14 protein-coding genes are annotated in these 17,597 nt (G+C 71.8%); 9 read left to right on the top strand and 5 right to left on the bottom strand.

The annotated features are described in order from the left end of the window. The first annotated feature begins 177 nt into the window (after positions 1–177). The 3 genes from ACWCSV_RS23050 to ACWCSV_RS23040 all read left to right on the top strand — a co-directional run bounded on the left by ACWCSV_RS23050 (position 178) and on the right by ACWCSV_RS23040 (position 4,746). Complete coding sequence (locus tag ACWCSV_RS23050; RefSeq protein WP_451145072.1) at positions 178–1,947, top strand: glycoside hydrolase family 13 protein; 1,770 nt, start codon at positions 178–180, stop codon at positions 1,945–1,947. A gap of 109 nt (positions 1,948–2,056) precedes the next feature. Beyond that, on the top strand, positions 2,057–3,055 hold the full coding sequence (locus ACWCSV_RS23045) for a TIGR03885 family FMN-dependent LLM class oxidoreductase (RefSeq protein WP_451145070.1): 999 nt from the start codon (positions 2,057–2,059) through the stop codon (positions 3,053–3,055). Continuing rightward, positions 3,052–4,746, top strand: a complete 1,695-nt coding sequence (locus ACWCSV_RS23040; protein WP_451145068.1) for an alpha-amylase family protein — start codon at positions 3,052–3,054, stop codon at positions 4,744–4,746. Before ACWCSV_RS23045 ends, ACWCSV_RS23040 begins: the two co-directional genes overlap by 4 nt. 98 nt (positions 4,747–4,844) lie before the next feature. On the opposite strand, the gene ACWCSV_RS23035 is transcribed toward ACWCSV_RS23040, so the two are convergent. Together ACWCSV_RS23035 and ACWCSV_RS23030 are read right to left on the bottom strand one after the other, a co-directional pair. Beyond that, a complete protein-coding gene (locus ACWCSV_RS23035; protein WP_451145067.1) occupies positions 4,845–6,869 on the bottom strand; it encodes a PA14 domain-containing protein in 2,025 nt (674 codons plus the stop codon). A gap of 130 nt (positions 6,870–6,999) precedes the next feature. Further along, the gene (locus ACWCSV_RS23030; RefSeq protein WP_451145065.1) at positions 7,000–7,887 is read right to left on the bottom strand and encodes a D-alanyl-D-alanine carboxypeptidase family protein; all 888 of its coding nucleotides are present in this window, start codon (positions 7,885–7,887) and stop codon (positions 7,000–7,002) included. Between the two features lie 276 nt (positions 7,888–8,163). On the opposite strand from ACWCSV_RS23030, the gene ACWCSV_RS23025 reads away from it, so the two are divergent. Beyond that, positions 8,164–8,847 carry a GntR family transcriptional regulator gene (locus ACWCSV_RS23025; RefSeq protein ID WP_451145063.1) on the top strand — a complete coding sequence of 228 codons (684 nt, stop codon included), beginning with the start codon at positions 8,164–8,166 and terminating at the stop codon, positions 8,845–8,847. Next, positions 8,844–10,151 (top strand): MFS transporter, encoded by a 1,308-nt coding sequence (locus ACWCSV_RS23020; RefSeq protein WP_451145061.1) that lies wholly within the window; start codon positions 8,844–8,846, stop codon positions 10,149–10,151. The genes ACWCSV_RS23025 and ACWCSV_RS23020 overlap by 4 nt, the downstream gene beginning before the upstream one ends. Positions 10,152–10,175: 24 nt before the next feature. On the opposite strand, the gene ACWCSV_RS23015 is transcribed toward ACWCSV_RS23020, so the two are convergent. Further along, positions 10,176–11,657: an MFS transporter gene (locus tag ACWCSV_RS23015; protein WP_451145059.1), complete on the bottom strand. Its 1,482-nt coding sequence runs from the start codon at positions 11,655–11,657 to the stop codon at positions 10,176–10,178. A gap of 129 nt (positions 11,658–11,786) precedes the next feature. Here ACWCSV_RS23015 and ACWCSV_RS23010 point away from each other — a divergent pair, with 129 nt between their 5' ends. Next, positions 11,787–12,350, top strand: coding sequence for a TetR/AcrR family transcriptional regulator (locus ACWCSV_RS23010; protein ID WP_451145057.1), 564 nt, complete (start codon positions 11,787–11,789; stop codon positions 12,348–12,350). Positions 12,351–12,364: 14 nt separating this feature from the next. On the opposite strand, the gene ACWCSV_RS23005 is transcribed toward ACWCSV_RS23010, so the two are convergent. After that, positions 12,365–13,189, bottom strand: a complete 825-nt coding sequence (locus tag ACWCSV_RS23005) for a maleylpyruvate isomerase family mycothiol-dependent enzyme (protein ID WP_451145055.1) — start codon at positions 13,187–13,189, stop codon at positions 12,365–12,367. 210 nt (positions 13,190–13,399) lie between these two features. Here ACWCSV_RS23005 and ACWCSV_RS23000 point away from each other — a divergent pair, with 210 nt between their 5' ends. Beyond that, a complete protein-coding gene (locus ACWCSV_RS23000) occupies positions 13,400–14,212 on the top strand; it encodes a carbon-nitrogen family hydrolase (RefSeq protein WP_451145053.1) in 813 nt (270 codons plus the stop codon). A gap of 111 nt (positions 14,213–14,323) precedes the next feature. Here ACWCSV_RS23000 and ACWCSV_RS22995 read toward each other — a convergent pair whose 3' ends face one another. Then, positions 14,324–14,824 (bottom strand): LURP-one-related/scramblase family protein, encoded by a 501-nt coding sequence (locus ACWCSV_RS22995; protein WP_451145051.1) that lies wholly within the window; start codon positions 14,822–14,824, stop codon positions 14,324–14,326. Positions 14,825–15,131: 307 nt separating this feature from the next. Here ACWCSV_RS22995 and ACWCSV_RS22990 point away from each other — a divergent pair, with 307 nt between their 5' ends. Together ACWCSV_RS22990 and ACWCSV_RS22985 are read left to right on the top strand one after the other, a co-directional pair. Further along, complete coding sequence (locus tag ACWCSV_RS22990) at positions 15,132–15,611, top strand: hypothetical protein (protein ID WP_451145049.1); 480 nt, start codon at positions 15,132–15,134, stop codon at positions 15,609–15,611. An 83-nt stretch (positions 15,612–15,694) separates the two neighbouring features. Further along, positions 15,695–17,539 carry an NHL domain-containing thioredoxin family protein gene (locus ACWCSV_RS22985; RefSeq protein ID WP_451145047.1) on the top strand — a complete coding sequence of 615 codons (1,845 nt, stop codon included), beginning with the start codon at positions 15,695–15,697 and terminating at the stop codon, positions 17,537–17,539. Positions 17,540–17,597: the final 58 nt, after the last annotated feature.

Below are 17,597 nucleotides of genomic sequence, written 5' to 3'. Positions count from 1 at the left end.
GAGTGCCGGTCGGCCCCGCCCTCCGGCCGTCACCCGCGCGGGGCGGGGCGGCAGCGGCGATCACCCGCGCCCGGCAGCCGCCGGGTGCGGGTGCGGATGCGGGGTCGGTGGCCGGGCAGGGGTAGCGGAGGCGGCGGAAGCAATCGTGCTTCCGGGTCCGGGTGGAGGAGAGCGGCGATGGCACCGGAGAACGGGACGCACGACGGTACGGAGTGGTGGAAGTCGTCGGTCGTCTACCAGGTCTACCCCCGCAGCTTCGCGGACTCGGACGGCGACGGGATCGGTGACCTGGACGGCATCACCCGCCGCCTGGACCACATCGCCGGCCTGGGAGCGGACGTGCTGTGGCTCTCCCCCGTGTACCCCTCGCCGCAGGCCGACAACGGCTACGACATCAGCGACTACCAGGACATCGACCCCGTCTTCGGCGACCTGGACGCCTTCGACCGTCTGCTGGCCGCCGCACACGCGCGGGGCATGAGACTGATCATGGACCTGGTGGTCAACCACACCTCGGACGCCCACCCGTGGTTCCAGGAGTCGCGCGACCCCGGCAGCCCCAAGCGGGACTGGTACTGGTGGCGTCCGCCGCGCGAGGAGCGGGAGGGCGATCCCGCGGCCCACGAGGGCGGCACCGCGAAGGGTGGGGGCGGGGAGCCGAACAACTGGGGTTCGTTCTTCTCGGGCCCCGCCTGGACGTACGACGGGGCGAGCGGGGCGTACTACCTCCACCTGTTCGCTCCCGGACAGCCCGACCTCAACTGGGAGAACCCCGAGGTGCGTCAGGCGGTGTACGCCATGATGCGGTGGTGGCTGGACCGGGGTGTGGACGGCTTCCGGATGGACGTCGTCAACCTCATCTCGAAGGACCCGGCCCTCCCCGACGGCGAGCCGTCCGCCGAGGGCCCGTTCGGTGACGGCTCACCCCACTACGTCTGCGGCCCGCGCATCCACACGTACCTCCAGGAGATGCACCGCGAGGTGATGGGCCGCTACCCGGGACGGCTGCTCAGCGTGGGCGAGATGCCCGGGGTGACCGTCGAGCAGGCGAGGCTGTTCACCGATCCGGAGCGAGCCGAACTCGACATGGTCTTCCAGTTCGAGCACGTCGGCCTCGACCACGGGCACGGCAAGTTCGATCCGCGCCCGCTGCGGCTGACCGATCTGAAGGCGTCCCTCGGGCGCTGGCAGGAGGGCCTCGCCGAGGTCGGCTGGAACAGCCTGTACTGGAACAACCACGACCAGCCGCGCGTGGTCTCCCGGTTCGGCGACGACAGCCCCCGTCACCGCACCCGGTCCGCGACGATGCTGGCGACCGTGCTGCACCTGCACCGGGGCACCCCGTACGTCTACCAGGGCGAGGAACTCGGCATGGCCAACGCCCCGTTCCGCACCATCGAGGACTTCCGGGACATCGAGTCGCTGCACCACTACGCGCGGGCGCTGGAGGCGGGAGAGCGGCCCGAGGACGTACTGCCCGGGCTGCGGGCGATGGGCCGGGACAACGCCCGTACCCCCATGCAGTGGGACGCGTCCCCGCACGCCGGGTTCACCACGGGGACCCCCTGGCTCCCGGTCAACCCCGATCACGCCGAGGTCAACGCCGAGGCCCAGTACGCGGACCCGGGCTCCGTCTACCACCACTACTGCCGGCTCATCGCCCTGCGTCGTCGTGAACCCGCCGTCGTGCACGGCGACTTCACCATGCTGCTCCCCGAGGACGAGCGGATCTACGCGTTCACCCGCCGCCACGGCCGTACGACGCTGCTGGTCCTGGGCAACTTCACCGGGGGGACGGTCGCCGTGGAGCCCGCCGGCCTCGCGCCCTGGTACCCGGAGTGGGAGGGGGCCGAGCTCGTCCTCGGCAACGGCCCGTCCGCACCCACCGGGCCCGGCCGGCTGGTCCTCGCCCCCTGGGAGGCGCGGGTGCACCGCCTCGTCCGGTGAGCGAGGCCGGTGAACGTGGCCGGTGCCGACGGCCGGTGAGCGCGTCCGGTGAGCGCGGTCGGCGGGGTGCCGGGCCGATGATCCGGGTGTCCCCGGGTACTCGCGCCCCATGACCGTCTACGGATTCCACGCATCGCACGAACAAGTGCCGCCGGGCGCCCTGTTGGCCGCCGTCGTCCGCGCCGAGCAGGCCGGTTTCACCGCTGCCATGTGCTCCGACCACTTCTCGCCCTGGAGCGTCCGGCAGGGCGAGTCGGGCTTCGCCTGGTCCTGGCTGGGGGCCGCTCTCCAGGCCACCGAGAGCATCCCGTTCGGCGTCGTCAACGCGCCGGGGCAGCGCTACCACCCCGCGATCGTCGCGCAGGCGATCGGCAGTCTGGCGGCGATGTACCCGGGCCGCTTCTGGGCCGCGCTGGGCAGCGGCGAGGCGTCCAACGAACACATCACCGGCGGCGGCTGGCCGCGCAAGGACGTACGCAACGCCCGGCTGCGGGAGTGCGTCGACGTCGTCCGGGCGCTGCTGCGCGGCGAGGAGGTGAGCCACGAGGGGCTGGTGACCGTCGACCGGGCCCGGCTGTGGACGCTCCCCGAGGCGGTGCCGCCGCTGATCGGAGCCGCGTGCAGCGAGGAGACCGCGCGGCGGTGCGCCGAGTGGGCGGACGGCCTGATCACCGTCAACGCCCCGCACACGACCCTGCGGCGGATCGTCGACGCCTACCGCTCCGCGGGCGGCAACGGTCCGCTGACCCTCCAGGTCCACCTCAGCTGGGACCCCGACCACGACACCGCGCTCGCCCTCGCGCACGACCAGTGGCGCACCAACGTGCACGGACCGCCAGCGAGCTGGGACCTCGACTCGGCGGAGCTCTTCGACAGCGTCAGCGAGCACGTCACACCGGAGCGGGTCGCCGAGAGCGTCAACGTCTCCGCCGACCTCGGCCGGCATGCCGCCTGGCTCCAGGAGTACGCCGACCTGGGCTTCGACCGGATCATGCTGCACCACGTGGGCGTCGAACAGAGCGCCTTCATCGACGCCTTCGGGGAGAAGGTGCTGCCGCGCCTCGACGTCACCCGGCCCGCACCCGCGGTGGCGGGCGGTGTCCGATGAGGCTGACCCGTACCTCCGACGTGTGGTGGAAGAACGCGGTCGTCTACTGCCTGGACGTGGAGACGTACCAGGACGGCGACGGCGACGGGACAGGCGACTTCGCCGGGCTGACCCAGCGGATCGACCACCTGGTGCGCCTCGGCGTCACCTGCGTGTGGCTGATGCCCTTCTATCCGACCCGGGAGCGTGACGACGGCTACGACATCACCGACTTCTACGGTGTCGATCCCCGGCTGGGCACCCTCGGCGACTTCACCGAGTTCGTGCGGACCGCCCGCGACCGGGGCATCCGGGTCATCGCCGACCTGGTGGTCAACCACACCTCCGACCACCACCCCTGGTTCCTGGACGCCCGGTCGGGCCGCGACTCCGCCTATCGCGACTGGTACGTCTGGTGCGACACACCCCCGGAGGACGGGCCGCAGGGAGTCGTCTTCCCCGACGAGGAGAAGAGCGTCTGGGAGTACGACGAGGGGACCGGGCAGTACTACCTGCACCGGTTCTACAAGCAGCAGCCGGACCTCAACGTCGCCAACCCCGCCGTGCGGGACGAGATAGCCCGGATCATGGGCTTCTGGACCGAGCTCGGGCTGTCCGGCTTCCGGGTGGATGCGGTGCCCTTCCTGCTGGAGACCGACGGGCAGGCGGACGCGGACGGCCTCCCCGACCCGCACGCGTACCTCGCCGACCTGCGGGCCTTCCTCGGCCGCCGCAACGGTGAGGCGATCCTGCTGGGCGAGGTGAACCTGCCGTACCCCGACACCGCCCGCTTCTTCGGCGGCGCACAGGCCGGGGAGGGCGATGAACTGACCCTCTGCTTCGACTTCATCGGCATGCAGCGGATGTACCTCTCGATGGCCCGGGAGGATGCCGGGCCCCTGGCGGCGGCCCTCCGCGAGCGCCCGGTGCCGCCCCGTGACGCGCGCTGGGCCACCTTCGTCCGCAACCACGACGAGCTGACGCTCGACAAGCTCGACGAGGACGAGCGCGCCGAGGTGTTCGCCGCCTTCGGCCCGGACAAGGACATGCAGGTGTACGGCCGGGGCCTGCGCCGCAGGCTGCCGCCGATGGTCGACGGCGACCGCCGCCGCGTCGAACTGGCCTACAGCCTGCTCCTCAGCCTGCCCGGAACCCCCGTGCTCTTCTACGGCGAGGAGATCGGGATGGGGGAGAACCTGGCCGCACCCGGGCGCCAGGCGGTACGGACCCCGATGCAGTGGACCCCGGACAAGGGCGGCGGCTTCACCTCGTCCGAGGACGGCCCCCTGCCCAATCCGGTGGTCGAGGGCGCCTTCGGGCCCAAGCGGGTCAACGTGCACGACCAGATGCGCGATCCCGGCTCCCCGCTGTCCCGGATGCGGAGCCTGATCGAGCGGTACCGCGAGGCGCCCGAACTGGCGTGGGGCCGCTGCGAGGTGCTCGGCACCGACGATCCGGGGGTGATGGCGCACCTCAGCTCGCTGCCGGAGGGAGCGGTGCTGGCCGTCCACAACTTCTCCGGCCGGCAGCTCACCGCGGCCGTGGAGGTCCCCGGCCTGCGGGGCGGCCGTCTCCTCACCGACCTGGCCGACGGGGGGACAGTGAAGGCGGCGGCCGGCGGCCGGATCGACGTCGGCCTGGAACCGTACGGCTACCGCTGGCTCCGGGTGAACACCCCGCTGGACGACCCGGACCGCGCGGTCGCGGAGTGACCCCCTGACGTCCTCGGATCGGGCCCCTGAAGCCCTCGGGCCCCGCGCGATCCTCCGCGCGGGGCCCTCCGGGATGTCCGTACCGTCCGGTGATCAGCTCACGCGGCGGGGGCCAGCACCACGTGGGCGGTGCCGGGGACCGAGGCGGTGCCGTCGGCGTAGAGGGCGGTCACGCGGTAGAAGTGCGTGGTGCCCGAGGCGGCGGACGTGTCGGTGACGCTGGTGCCCGGGTACGGCGAGGGAGCCGCCGCGATCGGCTCGTACGCCCCGGTCGCCGGGTTCCAGCGCTCGACCGTGTAGCCCGTGGCGTCCGTGACCGGCTGCCAGGTGAGCTCCACGCCGCCGGACGCGGCCTCGGCGGTGACGGTGACCGGGGAGCCCTCCGGGGTCGCGACCGAGGGAGTCAGGTCCCGCTCGGTGACGATCACGACCGGGTTGGCCTCGGGGTCGCGCATGCTGTTGTTGCCGGAGGCGTCCTGCACGTCGATGAAGTAGCAGCGCTCCTCACCGTCGGGCAGCCGGACGTCGGTGTACGAGGTGACGGTGGGGCCCACGTACGCGGAGTCCACCGCGTAGCAGACCGAGGTGCCCTCCTCCTCGTCGGTGACCAGCTCGCCGATGAGGACCCGCTGGCGAGCGATGTCGGGCTCGCCACCGTTCTTCCAGTGCAGCTCGACGCCGTAGTCGGTCGGTTCGGCGGTCAGGCCGGTGACCGGGGCCGGTGCCGTCAGGTCCTCGTACAGCGTCGTGGTGGTGACGCTCGCCGAAGCCGCCGACTCCTTGCCGGACGCGTCGAACGCCTTGACCACGTAGTGGTACGTGGTGCTCCCCACCGGATAGTCGTCCCGCCAGGTGAACCGGCGGCTGCCGTCCGGCAGCATGGTCGACGCGACGACGTCGGCGGCGGGCGCGGCCTTCGTGTCGACGGGCAGGGTCGTGGAGCGGTAGACGTGGTAGCCGGCGACCGAGCCGTCCGTCGTCGCCCGGAGCCAGGAGAGCGTGACCGCGCTCGTGGCCGGGACCGCCGTCAGGGTGTGCGGGGCGGCGACGGTCCGGTGGGCGGAGGCGGCCGTCAGGGTCGCGGGGGTGTAGGCGGAGGTGCGCCCGGCGCCGTCCACGGCGGCCACCCGGTACTGCCACTGCGCGGACCGGGCGACAGTGGTGTCGTCGAAGGTGGTTCCCGTCACCGACACGGTGGTGGCGGTACCGGCACCGCTGCGGTTCAGCAGATAGCGGGTCGCGCCCGCCACCGGCTTCCAGGCCAGCGCGATGCCGGTGTCGGTGCCCGTGGCGGTGAGGGCGGTGGGCGTGGTCATGAGCGGCGACACCACGGGGACGTCGGCCGAGCCGGTGGAGACGTTCCCGGCCTTGTCGACGGCGCGGACCTCGTAGTAATAGGTCTTGCCCGGCTCGGGGTTGAGGCCGGTGTAGCTGGTGGCGCCGCCCGCGGCGACCTGGGTGTACGTGGTGGTGCCGGCCAGGCGGCGGTAGATCCGGTACCCGGCGAGGTCCATCTCCACGCTCGCCGGATAGGTCACCCTGACCTTGCCGGACGCGGTGTCGTGGATGGCCTTCACCCCGGTCGGGGTCCGGGGCTTCACCTTGTCGACGGTCTTCGACGTGCGGGGCGAGTAGGTGAACTTGACGTTCGCGGCGCCCGTCCAGTTCACGTAGTCCACGCGCAGGGTGTGCTTGCCGGACGGGACGGTGAGGTTGACCGACTTCGACACGGTGGCCGAGCCGTTCTTCCAGATGTCGATCTTCCGGACGCCGTCCAGGTAGACCCGTACCCCGTCGCTGGCCGACGCGGCGAAGGTGAAGGGGCCGCCTCCGCCGAAGTCGCGGGTGACGGAGTAACGGACGGCGAAGTTGTCCTTCGGCAGACCGGATATGGGCGCGTTGTTGCCCCAGTTCTGGTCCATCGCGTTGTCGCAGTCGGTCTTCTTCGGCGTACCGGCGAACGTGGTGTTCGCGTAGAAGGTGCGCGTGAAGTAGTTCGTCCCGCAGACCACCGTGGCCGCCGCCGCCGGAGTGGCGCCGAGGGCCGAGAGCAGCGTGCAGGAGGTCGCCGCGACGGAGAGGGCCGCGACGGAGCGGAGCCGTGCGCGGGAGAGGGGTGTCATGTGGGCAGGCCCTTTCGGACAAGGGTCGTCGAGCACAACGGGAGTGGGTGGAGCAGGAGGGAGGGGCCCGGTGCGCGGAGCGCACGCGGTCCGGACCCCTCCGTGGCACCGCTTGCCGCGGCGCCGGGGACTACTTCTTGAAGCCGTAGTCCAGGAGCTTCTTGACGTCGGTCGTGCGGGTGGCCTCGGTGGAGGAGGCCAGGACGGCACCGATCACCGTCTTGCCGCTGCGGGTCGCGGCGAAGACCAGGCAGTACTTGGCGTTGCTGCCGGAGCCGGTCTTGATGCCGATCATGCCGCTGTAACTGCTCAGCAGCTTGTTGGTGTTGGTCCACGACATGTAGCGGTAGCCGCCGCTCTTCGTGGTGACCTTCTGCTTCGTCGACTTGGTCTTGACGATGGAGCGGAAGGTGGAGTTCTTCATGGCGCTGCTGGCGATCTTCGTCAGGTCGCGCGGGGTCGAGTAGTTCGAGCCATTGCTTATGCCGTCGAACGAGTCGAAGTGCGTGTTCTTCAGGCCGAGGGTCTTCGCGTCGGCGTTCATCTTGCCGAGGAAGGACTTCACCCGGGCCGCGCGGGTCGTGCCGGTGCCGAACTTGTCGGCGAGCGCGTACGCCGCGTCGCAGCCGGACGGCAGCATCAGGCCGTACAGCAGCTGGCGCACGGTGACCTTGTCGCCGACGATCAGGTGCGCCGAGGAGGCGCCCTTCGAGACGATGTAGTCGCTGTACGCCTTCTGGATCGTGACCGTGCTGTTCAGATTGAGGTTCTTCTGCGCCAGCACCACCTTGGCGGTCATGATCTTGGTGGTGGAGCCGGTGGGCCTGCGGGTGTCGGCGCCCTTGGAGTAGAGCGTCGCGGCGTTGGCGTTGTTCATCACGAACCCGCCGGGCGCGACGACGGTGGGCGTCGGGATCGTGGCCGCCTGCGCGGTGGTGGCGAGCGCCCCACCGGCGATGACGGCACCGGCCGTCAGGGTTACGGTCGCCGCGACGGAAGTGCGGCGAATGCCCCTCATGCGGATCTTCAAGATAAATGCTCCAAATGCCACTGGAATGCGACTGCATGGGAGCCGCTGATGGTGAGACTCCTGGGACGGCCGCTTGGATGTGCTGGCGCCGGGGCGCGTTTGGCGGCGTGCGGAGCGCTGCGCATCGTAGCGCGCGGGGCGGACACCCCCGTCACCCCTGGGGCGGGCGTTCCCTCCGGTACGGGAGAGGCTCACGGGTTCACCGCGGCGTCCGGATCACGGACGGCTTTCCGCATGCGTCCATGTTGTATCTATGCTGTGTGCATGCCTGCCGCACCTCCCGCTTCCCCTGCTGCCCACCGGGCGGAACCCAAACCGCCTCCCGCTGCCGAACGCGTCTACTCCCACGTCAAGGAGGCGGTTCTCGACCGCCGTTACGAGGGCGGGACGCTCCTCACCGAGGGGGGCCTCGCCGACGCGGTCGGCGTCTCCCGGACCCCCGTACGCGAGGCGCTGCTCCGCCTCGAAGTGGAAGGGCTGATCAAGCTCTACCCGAAGAAGGGTGCGCTCGTCCTCGCGGTCTCCGCGCAGGAGATCGCCGACGTCATCGAAACCCGGTTGCTGGTCGAGGAGTTCGCCGCCCGCAAGGCGGTTCCGGCCTCCCCTCGGCTGATCGGCAGGCTCGAAGAGCTGCTCGCCGAGCAGAGCACCCTCGCGCGGGCCGGGGACCTGGCCGCGGTCTCCGTCGCCGACCGCTGCTTCCACGCCGAGATCGTGCGCAACGCGGGCAACCAGATCCTCTCCCGCCTCTACGACCAGCTCCGCGACCGGCAGTTGAGGATGGGCGTCGCCGTGATGGAGGCGCATCCCGGCAGGATCGCCGCCAACATCGCCGAGCACACCGATCTGTTGGAAGCCATTCGATCGGGTGATGCCGAGGCGGCCGCTGGGGTCGTCCGGCAGCACGTCGGCCGGGTCAAGGTGCTGGTGCGGGGTGAGGACCGATGAGTTCGGCAGCCGCACCCACCCTCTCGCTGCCCGGCGATCCGCCCGGCGGCCGGCGGGCCGTGTGGATATGGGGCATCGGGGTCGCCGTCTACTTCGTGGCGATCATCTTCCGTACGAGCCTGGGGGTCGCCGGACTCGACGCCGCCGCGCGGTTCGACGTCAACGCCTCCGCCCTGTCGACCTTCTCCATCCTCCAGCTGCTCGTGTACGCGGGGATGCAGATACCCGTCGGCCTGATGGTCGACCGGCTCGGCACCAAGAAGGTCCTCGCCCTCGGGGCGATCCTCTTCACCGCGGGCCAGCTCGGCTTCGCGCTCTCCCCGTCGTACGGCACCGCGCTGGCCTCGCGCGCGCTGCTCGGCTGCGGCGACGCCATGACGTTCATCAGCGTGCTGCGGCTCGGCAGCCGGTGGTTCCCGGCCCGGCGCGGACCGCTGATCGGGCAGGTCGCCGCGCTCTTCGGGATGGCGGGCAACCTCGTCTCCACCCTCTTCATCGCGCGTGCCCTGCACGGCTTCGGCTGGACGAAGACCTTCGTCGGCAGCTCGTTGGCGGGTGTGCTGGTGCTCGTCCTGATGCTGCTCTTCCTGAAGGACCACCCCGAGGGCCACGAGCCGCCGCCCGCGGAGCACGCGGGCGCCGCGTACGTACGCCGGCAGATCGCCGCGTGCTGGCGTGAGCCCGGCACCCGGCTCGGGATGTGGGTCCACTTCACCACGCAGTTCCCGGCGATGGTCTTCCTGCTGCTGTGGGGGCTGCCGTTCCTCGTGGAGGACCAGGGGCTGAGCCGGGGCACCGCAGGCAGCCTGCTCACCCTGGTGGTGCTCTCCAACATGTCGGTGGGTCTCGTCTACGGACAGGTCATCGCCCGCCACCACGCGGCCCGGCTCCCGCTCGCCCTCGGCACGGTCGGGGCGACGGCGGTGCTCTGGGCGGCCACCATCTTCCACCCGGGCCACGCGCCGATGTGGCTGCTGGTCGCGTTGTGCGTGGTGCTGGGCGCCTGCGGCCCCGCGTCGATGATCGGCTTCGACTTCGGCCGGCCCGCCAACCCGCCCGAGCGCCAGGGCACCGCCTCCGGCATCGTCAACATGGGCGGCTTCATCGCCTCGATGACCACGCTCTTCCTGGTCGGGGTGCTGCTCGACGCGACCGGCGACGACTACACGACCGCGTTCTCCTCGGTGTTCGTCCTGGAGGCGCTCGGCCTCGTACAGATCCTGCGGCTGCGCAAGCGCGCGGCGGCACGGGAGCGCGAGCACCACGTGGTCAGCCGGGTGGAGGCGGTGCACGTACCGGTGTGAGCCGTTCCGGGCCGGGGTGCGGGGTCACCCGTTCTCGCGGGCGGCCCGCGGGGCGCGGGCCCGGGCGAACCCCCAGCCGACGAGTGCGGCGGCCAGGACGGTGAGCGCGAGGCCCGCGACCGTGGTGGCCCGCTGGAACTCCGCGGTCTGCCGCGCGCTCCAGTGCGCGTCGGCGACGCTGCCGGTGAACAGTGCGGCGAGGACCGTACCGGCCACCGCGACGGCGGCGCCGGAGCTGACCTCGGAGGCGGTGTCGACGAGGGCCGCGCCGGTCGTGGTCCGGTTCCCGGGCAGCCCCCGCAGCACGTTGACCCCGGCGACGACCCCGACCACCCGCATCCCGGCCGCCACGAGTACGAGGGCGAGCGCGACCCACCCGTAGCCGTACCCGCCCAGCAGGGAGTGGACGGCGAGCCCGGCGACGACCGCCGAGGCGCTGAGCCACGCGGCCCGTTCGAGCCCGGCCCGTTCCACGAACGGCCGGACGAACGCGCCGCCCGCGACCAGCACGACCACCTGCGGCAGCATCCCGAGGGCGGCCTGTCCGGGCGACCACCCCCAGTCCAGCTGGAGCCGCAGCGTCACCAGGTAGCCGAGCCCGGCCGCCGCCAGTCCGGCCGCGGCCTTGAACGCCAGGCCGCTCGACACCAGCGGGGCGGCGAGGAGCCGAAGGTCGAGGAGCGGGTGGCGCGCCGACCGCTCGCGCAGGACGAACAGCACCGCCCCCGCCACGACCGCCGCCAGAGCCGCCCACGGGGCCCAGGAGCCGACGCCCCGGTCCACGAAGAGCGTCGGCACGAGGAGCGCCGCCACGATCGTGGCCGTACCGAGCGCCGCTCCGGCCACGTCCACCGGATCGCGGTGGAGCTCCGCCGCCCCGTCGGGCGCGATGCCCCGGCGTATCCCCAGGAACGCGAGCGCGGCGACCGGCACGTTCACCAGCAGCAGCACCTGCCACGGCGCGACCGCGAGCACGAAACCACCCGCCGTCGGCCCGACCGCGAGCCCCACCAGGCCCACGGTGGAGATCAGGGTGGTCGCCCGTACGCGCAGCCCGTCCTCGTCGAAGAGCCGGAAGGCCAGCGCCATCGACCCCGGCGTGGTCATCGCCGCCGCGACCCCCGTCACCGCGCGGACCGCGATCAGCTGCCCCGGGGTGGTGACGCACGCCGTCGCCAGGCTCGCGACGCCCAGCAGCACCAGCCCGACGAGCATCACCCGCCGTCGCCCGTACCGGTCGGCGACCGCGCCGAACGCGAGCATCAGCCCGCCGAACACGACCGCGTACACCCCCGTCACCCACTGGAGCGCGGTGGTCGACGCGTGCGTCTGCCGCCCGATCGTCGGGAGCGCGACGTTCAGGACCGAGTTGTCCAGCATCTCGAAGAGGAACACCGCCGACAGCCCGGCCAGCGCCACCCACGCCTCGCGGAGGGAGCGGGGGGCGGTCTTCGGGGCGGGTGCGGGCTTCGGAGGCGCGGTCCCGTTCCCCTGGTGCGTACGCAAGGCCGACGACCACCTAAGATATAGAGTCCTATCTTACGGAGCTCAGCGTAGGGCTCCGAAATAAGATAGGCAAATCTATCTAAGTGTTCCCGGTGTCAGGGCGCCTGGGATGACCTCCAAGGAGACGTGATGGCCGAGCGGCGACGCGGACCGGCGCTGGAGAAGGCACTCCTCGACGCCGCGTGGGAAGAACTCACCGCCCACGGCTACGCCCGGTTCACCATGGACGCCGTGGTCCAGCGCGCGGGCACCAGCCCGCCCGTGCTCTACCGCCGCTGGTCCGACCGCGACGCCCTCGTCCGGGCCACCCTCCAGCACGTCATGAACGGGGCCCTCCTCGACGTCCCCGACACGGGGAGCCTGCGCGGGGATGTCCTCACCCTCATGCGCGAGATCAACGCCACCCGCATCGAACTCGTCACCGTCATGAGCGTGCAGCTCGCCGACTACCACCGGGCCGCCGGCCCGGACGCCCCGCGCTCCCCTCTCACCAGCGGGCGCAAGGAAGCCGTCGACGTGCTCTACGACCGCGCCGTCAGGCGCGGCGAGGTCCGGCCGGAACGCCTCACCGAGCGCATCAGGTCACTCCCCTTCGACCTGCTGCGCCACGAGCTCCTCACGACCTACGCCCCCGTGCCGGACGACGTGCTCGAAGAGATCGTCGACACGGTCTTCCTGCCCCTGGTCCGCTGACGGTCTCCGTACGTCTACGGAGTGACCGCGAACCGGTGCAGGATCGCCGCCGCCAGGTCCTCGTCGCCCTCGACCTTGATCCGGTCCGCGACGCTCGACGGGCGCACCCGCCCGCAGGCCAGCCGGTAGTACGTCTCCCAGTCCATCGCCAGCGTCACGGCGGGGCCCAGCGACGGCGAACCGTCGATCGAACCGCGCCCCTCCGCGTCCACCCGGACCGTGCGGAGGAACTCCAGCGGCCCCTGCACGTCGAGCACCACGGCCGAGTTCGCCGGGGCGCCCGCGTCCTTGGCGACGACCTTCGGCAGCGCCTCCAGCAGGGTGTCGCGGACGATGTGGGCGCCCGGGGAGTCGAGGTTGCCGGGCTGCCGGAGCGCCGTACGCAGGTCCTGCTCGTGCACCCACACGTCGAAGGCCCGCATGTGCAGGGCGACTTCGAGGGTCTGCTCGGCGCCCAGGGGTGCCCGGACCATCGTCTCGGGGGCGCGCGACTCGTTCCGCAGCTGCCGGGAGCGGCGGATGACCGTGTACTCCAGCTCCGAGGTCATCTCGGGCGAGGTGTGGTGGCGCCGCACGTCGACCTGCATCTCCATGTACCGCGCCATGTCGCTCTGTACGTGGTACAGGTCGCGCGGCAGCGTGTGGATGGGCCGCGGGTCGCCGAGCTGCTCGCACTCCATGCCGATGATGTGCGACACGATGTCGCGCACCGACCAGGCGGGGCACGGCGTACGGAGGTTCCAGTCCCCCTCGGCGAGCGGCAGCACCAGCTCCGTTATCGCCTCGATGGAGTGGGTCCAGGCGTCGGCGTAGGTCTGGAGGCTGGGATGGACGGTCACGGGACCCCTCGTGCGGTTCTTCGGTGCGTGGGCTGGAGAGCAGGGAGTGCGGGCGGGCGGGCTGGCACTGACGGCGCTGTCTGCGAGCTGCGTGGGAGTTTCGTTCCTCAGGAAAGTTCCAAGTTACGCTGCGAGCAGGCACCCCGGCAGTGCTTTCGTGTGACGATCGTAGGCCGGTGTTGACGGCTCGAATGCCAGGACGGTGGTACTGTGCGCGCCTCTCTGATCCAGATCGCGGTAAACCCGGACGAACCCGTCAATCACCGCAGAGCGAGGGCGGCTTCGCTGGTGGTCGGCGAGGCGTCAGGGCCGAATCCGGCCGATTTGGTGGTCCTTCCCGAACTCTGGCCGGTGGGCGCCTTCGCCTTCACCCGGTTCGCCGACGAGGCCGAACCCCTCGAAGGCCCCACCCACGAAGTGATGTCCCGCGCGGCGGCGGAAGCGGGCGTCTGGCTGCACGCCGGATCCTTCGTCGAACGCGCCGAGGACGGCACCCTCTACAACACCTCCCTCGTCCTCGACCCCCGCGGCGAACGCGTCGCCACCTACCGCAAGATCCACCGCTTCGGCTTCGACCAGGGCGAAGCGACCCTGATGGGCGCCGGCGAAAGCCTCGTCACCGTCCCCCTCCCGGACACCACCCTGGGCCTCGCCACCTGCTACGACCTCCGCTTCCCCGAACTCTTCCGGGGCCTCGTCGACGCGGGCGCCCAGACCCTCGTCATCCCCGCCGGCTGGCCCGAACGCCGCCGCGCCCACTGGACCCTCCTCGCCCAGGCCCGCGCCGTCGAGAACCAGGCGTACGTCCTCGCCGTCGGCACCGCCGGCACCCACGCCGACGTCCCCCAGGCGGGCCGCACCATCGCGGTCGACCCGTGGGGCGAGGTCCTCGCCGAGGCGGGGGCGGGGGAGGAGATCCTGCGGGTGGAGTTCGACCCGGCGACGGTGGAGAAGACCCGCGCGCAGTTCCCGGCGCTGATGGACCGTCGGCTGGGCGTGGAGCGGCCGGGGGTGGTGGGGTGAGGGGCCCGAGTCGGTGAAGCCGGCCGATTCAGGGCCCTGCCGGTGCGGAGCGAGCCGCCGTCCGCGGGCGGCGCGAAGACGCCGCAGTCGTCGTCCCGCAGTCGTCGTCCCTCAGTCGTCGTCCTTGTCGTGCTCCTTCTCCGCCAGCACGATCACGCACATCGCGACCGCGATCAGCAGCGAGGCGTCGGCGTCCTCGCGGACGATGTCGATGCCGTACGTGTCGCGGATGCTGAGCAGGCGGCGGGAGATCTGGGCCAGCAGCTCGTCGTCGTAGTCGATCGCGAACTCGCGGTCGAGGATCTTGCCGCTGACGTTGAGTTCGGTGCCGTCCGCCATGGTCACGCGGTAGTGGTTGCGGAGCAGCGACAGGTGCTTCTTCTTGACCCGTGCCAGCTCCTCGCCGTCGCGCTCGATGATCATCGTGTCGCGGATGCTGATCAGCTTCTGCCGCAGCTCCACGAGGACCCGGCCGTTCGCGTCCTTCAGCTCGAAGGTGTCGCGTACCCGCAGGGCCTTGCCGTCGACGAGGAACACCTTGCGGCCCTCGGTGTCCTCGATCCAGTAGTCGTCGCCGATGGCGAACAGTCGCTCGCGTACGAGAAGTCTCATGGAGCACAGGTTCCCGGAGGCGGCCACGGAATGCATGGGGGCGCGCGAGGTGCCGGAGCACTGCGGCGGCCGGACCGCGTACCCGCTCCGGAGGGGAGCGCGGGGTGAACCCGGCATGAACATCGGCACCGGCTCCGGCGACGGCTTCTGCCACTTCGCGCGCGGCGGGAACCAGGGCCGGGCGCCGCGTAGTCAGGGGCGTGAAGAGGTGCCGGGACGCACCTTGCCGAAGGCGCGTCCGCACCGGTCCGTCGCGTGCCGACGGACAGCCGACCGCCCGGACGCCCGACAGCCCCGAGGAGAGAACGTGATCCACTGCCCGAAGCGGATACCGGCGTTGTTCGTGGGTGTGGCACTTCTCGTCGGCGGGGTGACCGCCTGCGATCCGGAGGGGCTGCACTCCGCCGAGCACGCCGGGCCCTTTCCGTACGAGTCTCCGGCGGACACCGCCGACGTCGACCTGCGCGAAGCCCTGTCCGACTACGGCGTCCGCCTGCCCGAGGGGGCCGACGAGATCACCTACGGCGCGCTCAAGGCGCTGGACGGGTACCCGTTCCGAGTCGAGTTCTCGATGCCCTGCGACGGCGTTCCGGCCTTCGCCCGGGAGAACCAGCTCGTCTCCGCCGGGAGGAAGACCCCCGACGCGGTGGAGACGGACGTTCTGGAGGCGGGGTTCCCCTTGGACGCCGGCCCGGCCTACGTCCGGGCGAAGGGGTCTCGGCTGTGGACGGTGTACGCGGCGGTCGTCGACCGGTCGGGGACGTGCACGGTGTTCCTCAGCGGCTGAGGCCGCCGGAAGCCCGTCCTGCCGTGCCGCCACCCGCCACCACCCGTGATCGGCGACGCTGCCGCGAGTGGCACCCTTGAAGCATGAACGATGCCGCCCCGGCGCCCACCCCCGCGCCCCACCGTGCCCGTGTCCGCGCCCCCGAGCTCATCGGCAAGGGCGGCTGGCTCAACACGGGTGGCCAGCAGTACACCCTTGCTGACCTGCGAGGACGCATTGTCGTCCTCGATTTCTGGACCTTCTGCTGCGTGAACTGCCTGCACGTCCTCGACGAGCTGCGCGAGCTGGAGGAGAAGCACCGCGACACCGTGGTGATCATCGGCGTGCACTCGCCGAAGTTCGTGCACGAGGCGGAGCACCAGGCCGTCGTGGACGCCGTGGAGCGGTACGAGGTGCACCACCCGGTGCTCGACGACCCGGAGCTCGCGACGTGGAAGCAGTACGCGGTCCGCGCCTGGCCGACGCTGGTCGTCGTCGACCCCGAGGGGTACGTCGTCGCCCAGCACGCCGGTGAGGGCCACGCCCACGCCATCGCGAAGCTGGTGGACGAGCTGGAGGCCGAGCACGCGGCGAAGGGCACCCTGCGGCGCGGGGACGGCCCGTACGTGGCGCCCGAGCCGGTCGCCTCGCACCTGCGGTTCCCCGGCAAGGCGCTGCTGCTGCCGGACGGCGGCTTCCTGGTCTCGGACACCACCCGGCACCGGCTGGTCGAGCTGGAGGCGGACGGCGAGACGGTACGCGGCCACTACGGCACCGGCGAGCGCGGCTTCACCGACGGCGCCCGCGACGAGGTGCGGTTCAGCGAGCCGCAAGGCCTCGCGGTGCTGCCGGACGGCCGGATCGCCGTCGCGGACACCGTCAACCACGCGCTGCGCGCCCTGGACCTGACCACCGGCCGTACGGTGACGCTCGCCGGCACCGGCAACCAGTGGTGGCAGGGGTCCGCGACCTCGGGTCCGGCGCGCGAGGTGGACCTCTCCTCGCCGTGGGACATCGCCTGGTTCGGCGACCGCCTCTGGATCGCCATGGCGGGCGTGCACCAGCTGTGGACGTACGACCCCGGGGCCGGGACCGTCCAGGTCGCGGCGGGCACCACCAACGAGGGCCTCGTCGACGGTCCGGTGGCCGAGGCGTGGTTCGCGCAGCCGTCCGGGCTCGCGGCCTCCGCCGACGGGGAGCGGCTGTGGATCGCCGACTCCGAGACCTCGGCGCTGCGCTTCGTGGACCGCGCGGGCGTGGTGACCACGGCCGTGGGCACCGGTCTCTTCGACTTCGGGCACCGCGACGGGGCGGCGGACCAGGCGCTGTTCCAGCACCCGCTGGGCGTCACCGCGCTGCCGGACGGGTCGGTGGCGGTCTCGGACACGTACAACAACGCGCTGCGGCGCTTCGACCCGGCGAGCGGCGAGGTGACGACGCTCGCGACCGATCTGCGGGAGCCGAGCGACGCGGTGCTGGTCGACGGCGACCTGGTGGTCGTGGAGTCGGCGCGGCACCGGCTGACCCGGCTGCGGCTGCCCGAGGAGGCGCTGCGGGTCGACGGCGGCGCGCACCGTACCCGGCGCGCGGCCACCGAGGTCGCCGCCGGGAACCTCCGGCTGGACGTGATCTTCCAGGCGCCGGCCGGTCAGAAGCTCGACCTGCGGTACGGCCCCTCCACCCGGCTGCTGGTCTCCTCGACCCCGCCGGAGCTGCTGGCCGAGGGTTCGGGTGCGGGTACGGACCTCTTCCGCGACCTGGTGCTCGCGGACGGGGTCACCGAGGGCATCCTGCACGTCTCGGCGATGGCCGCGTCCTGCGACGACGACCCGGCGAACGAGTACCCGGCCTGCCACGTCCACCAGCAGGACTGGGGCGTACCGGTCGTCGTGACGGCGGACGGCGTGGCCCGGCTGCCGCTGGTCCTCGCGGGCATGGACGACGCCTGACCGGTACGTACGGCCCGACCGGCGGGCTCCGGGGCACCGGAGCCCGCCGATGGGCCTT

Source organism: Streptomyces sp. NPDC001770, from assembly GCF_053596135.1.
The sequence above is the reverse complement of the archived record's forward strand: the minus strand, read 5'-3'. Positions and strand labels throughout refer to the sequence as shown.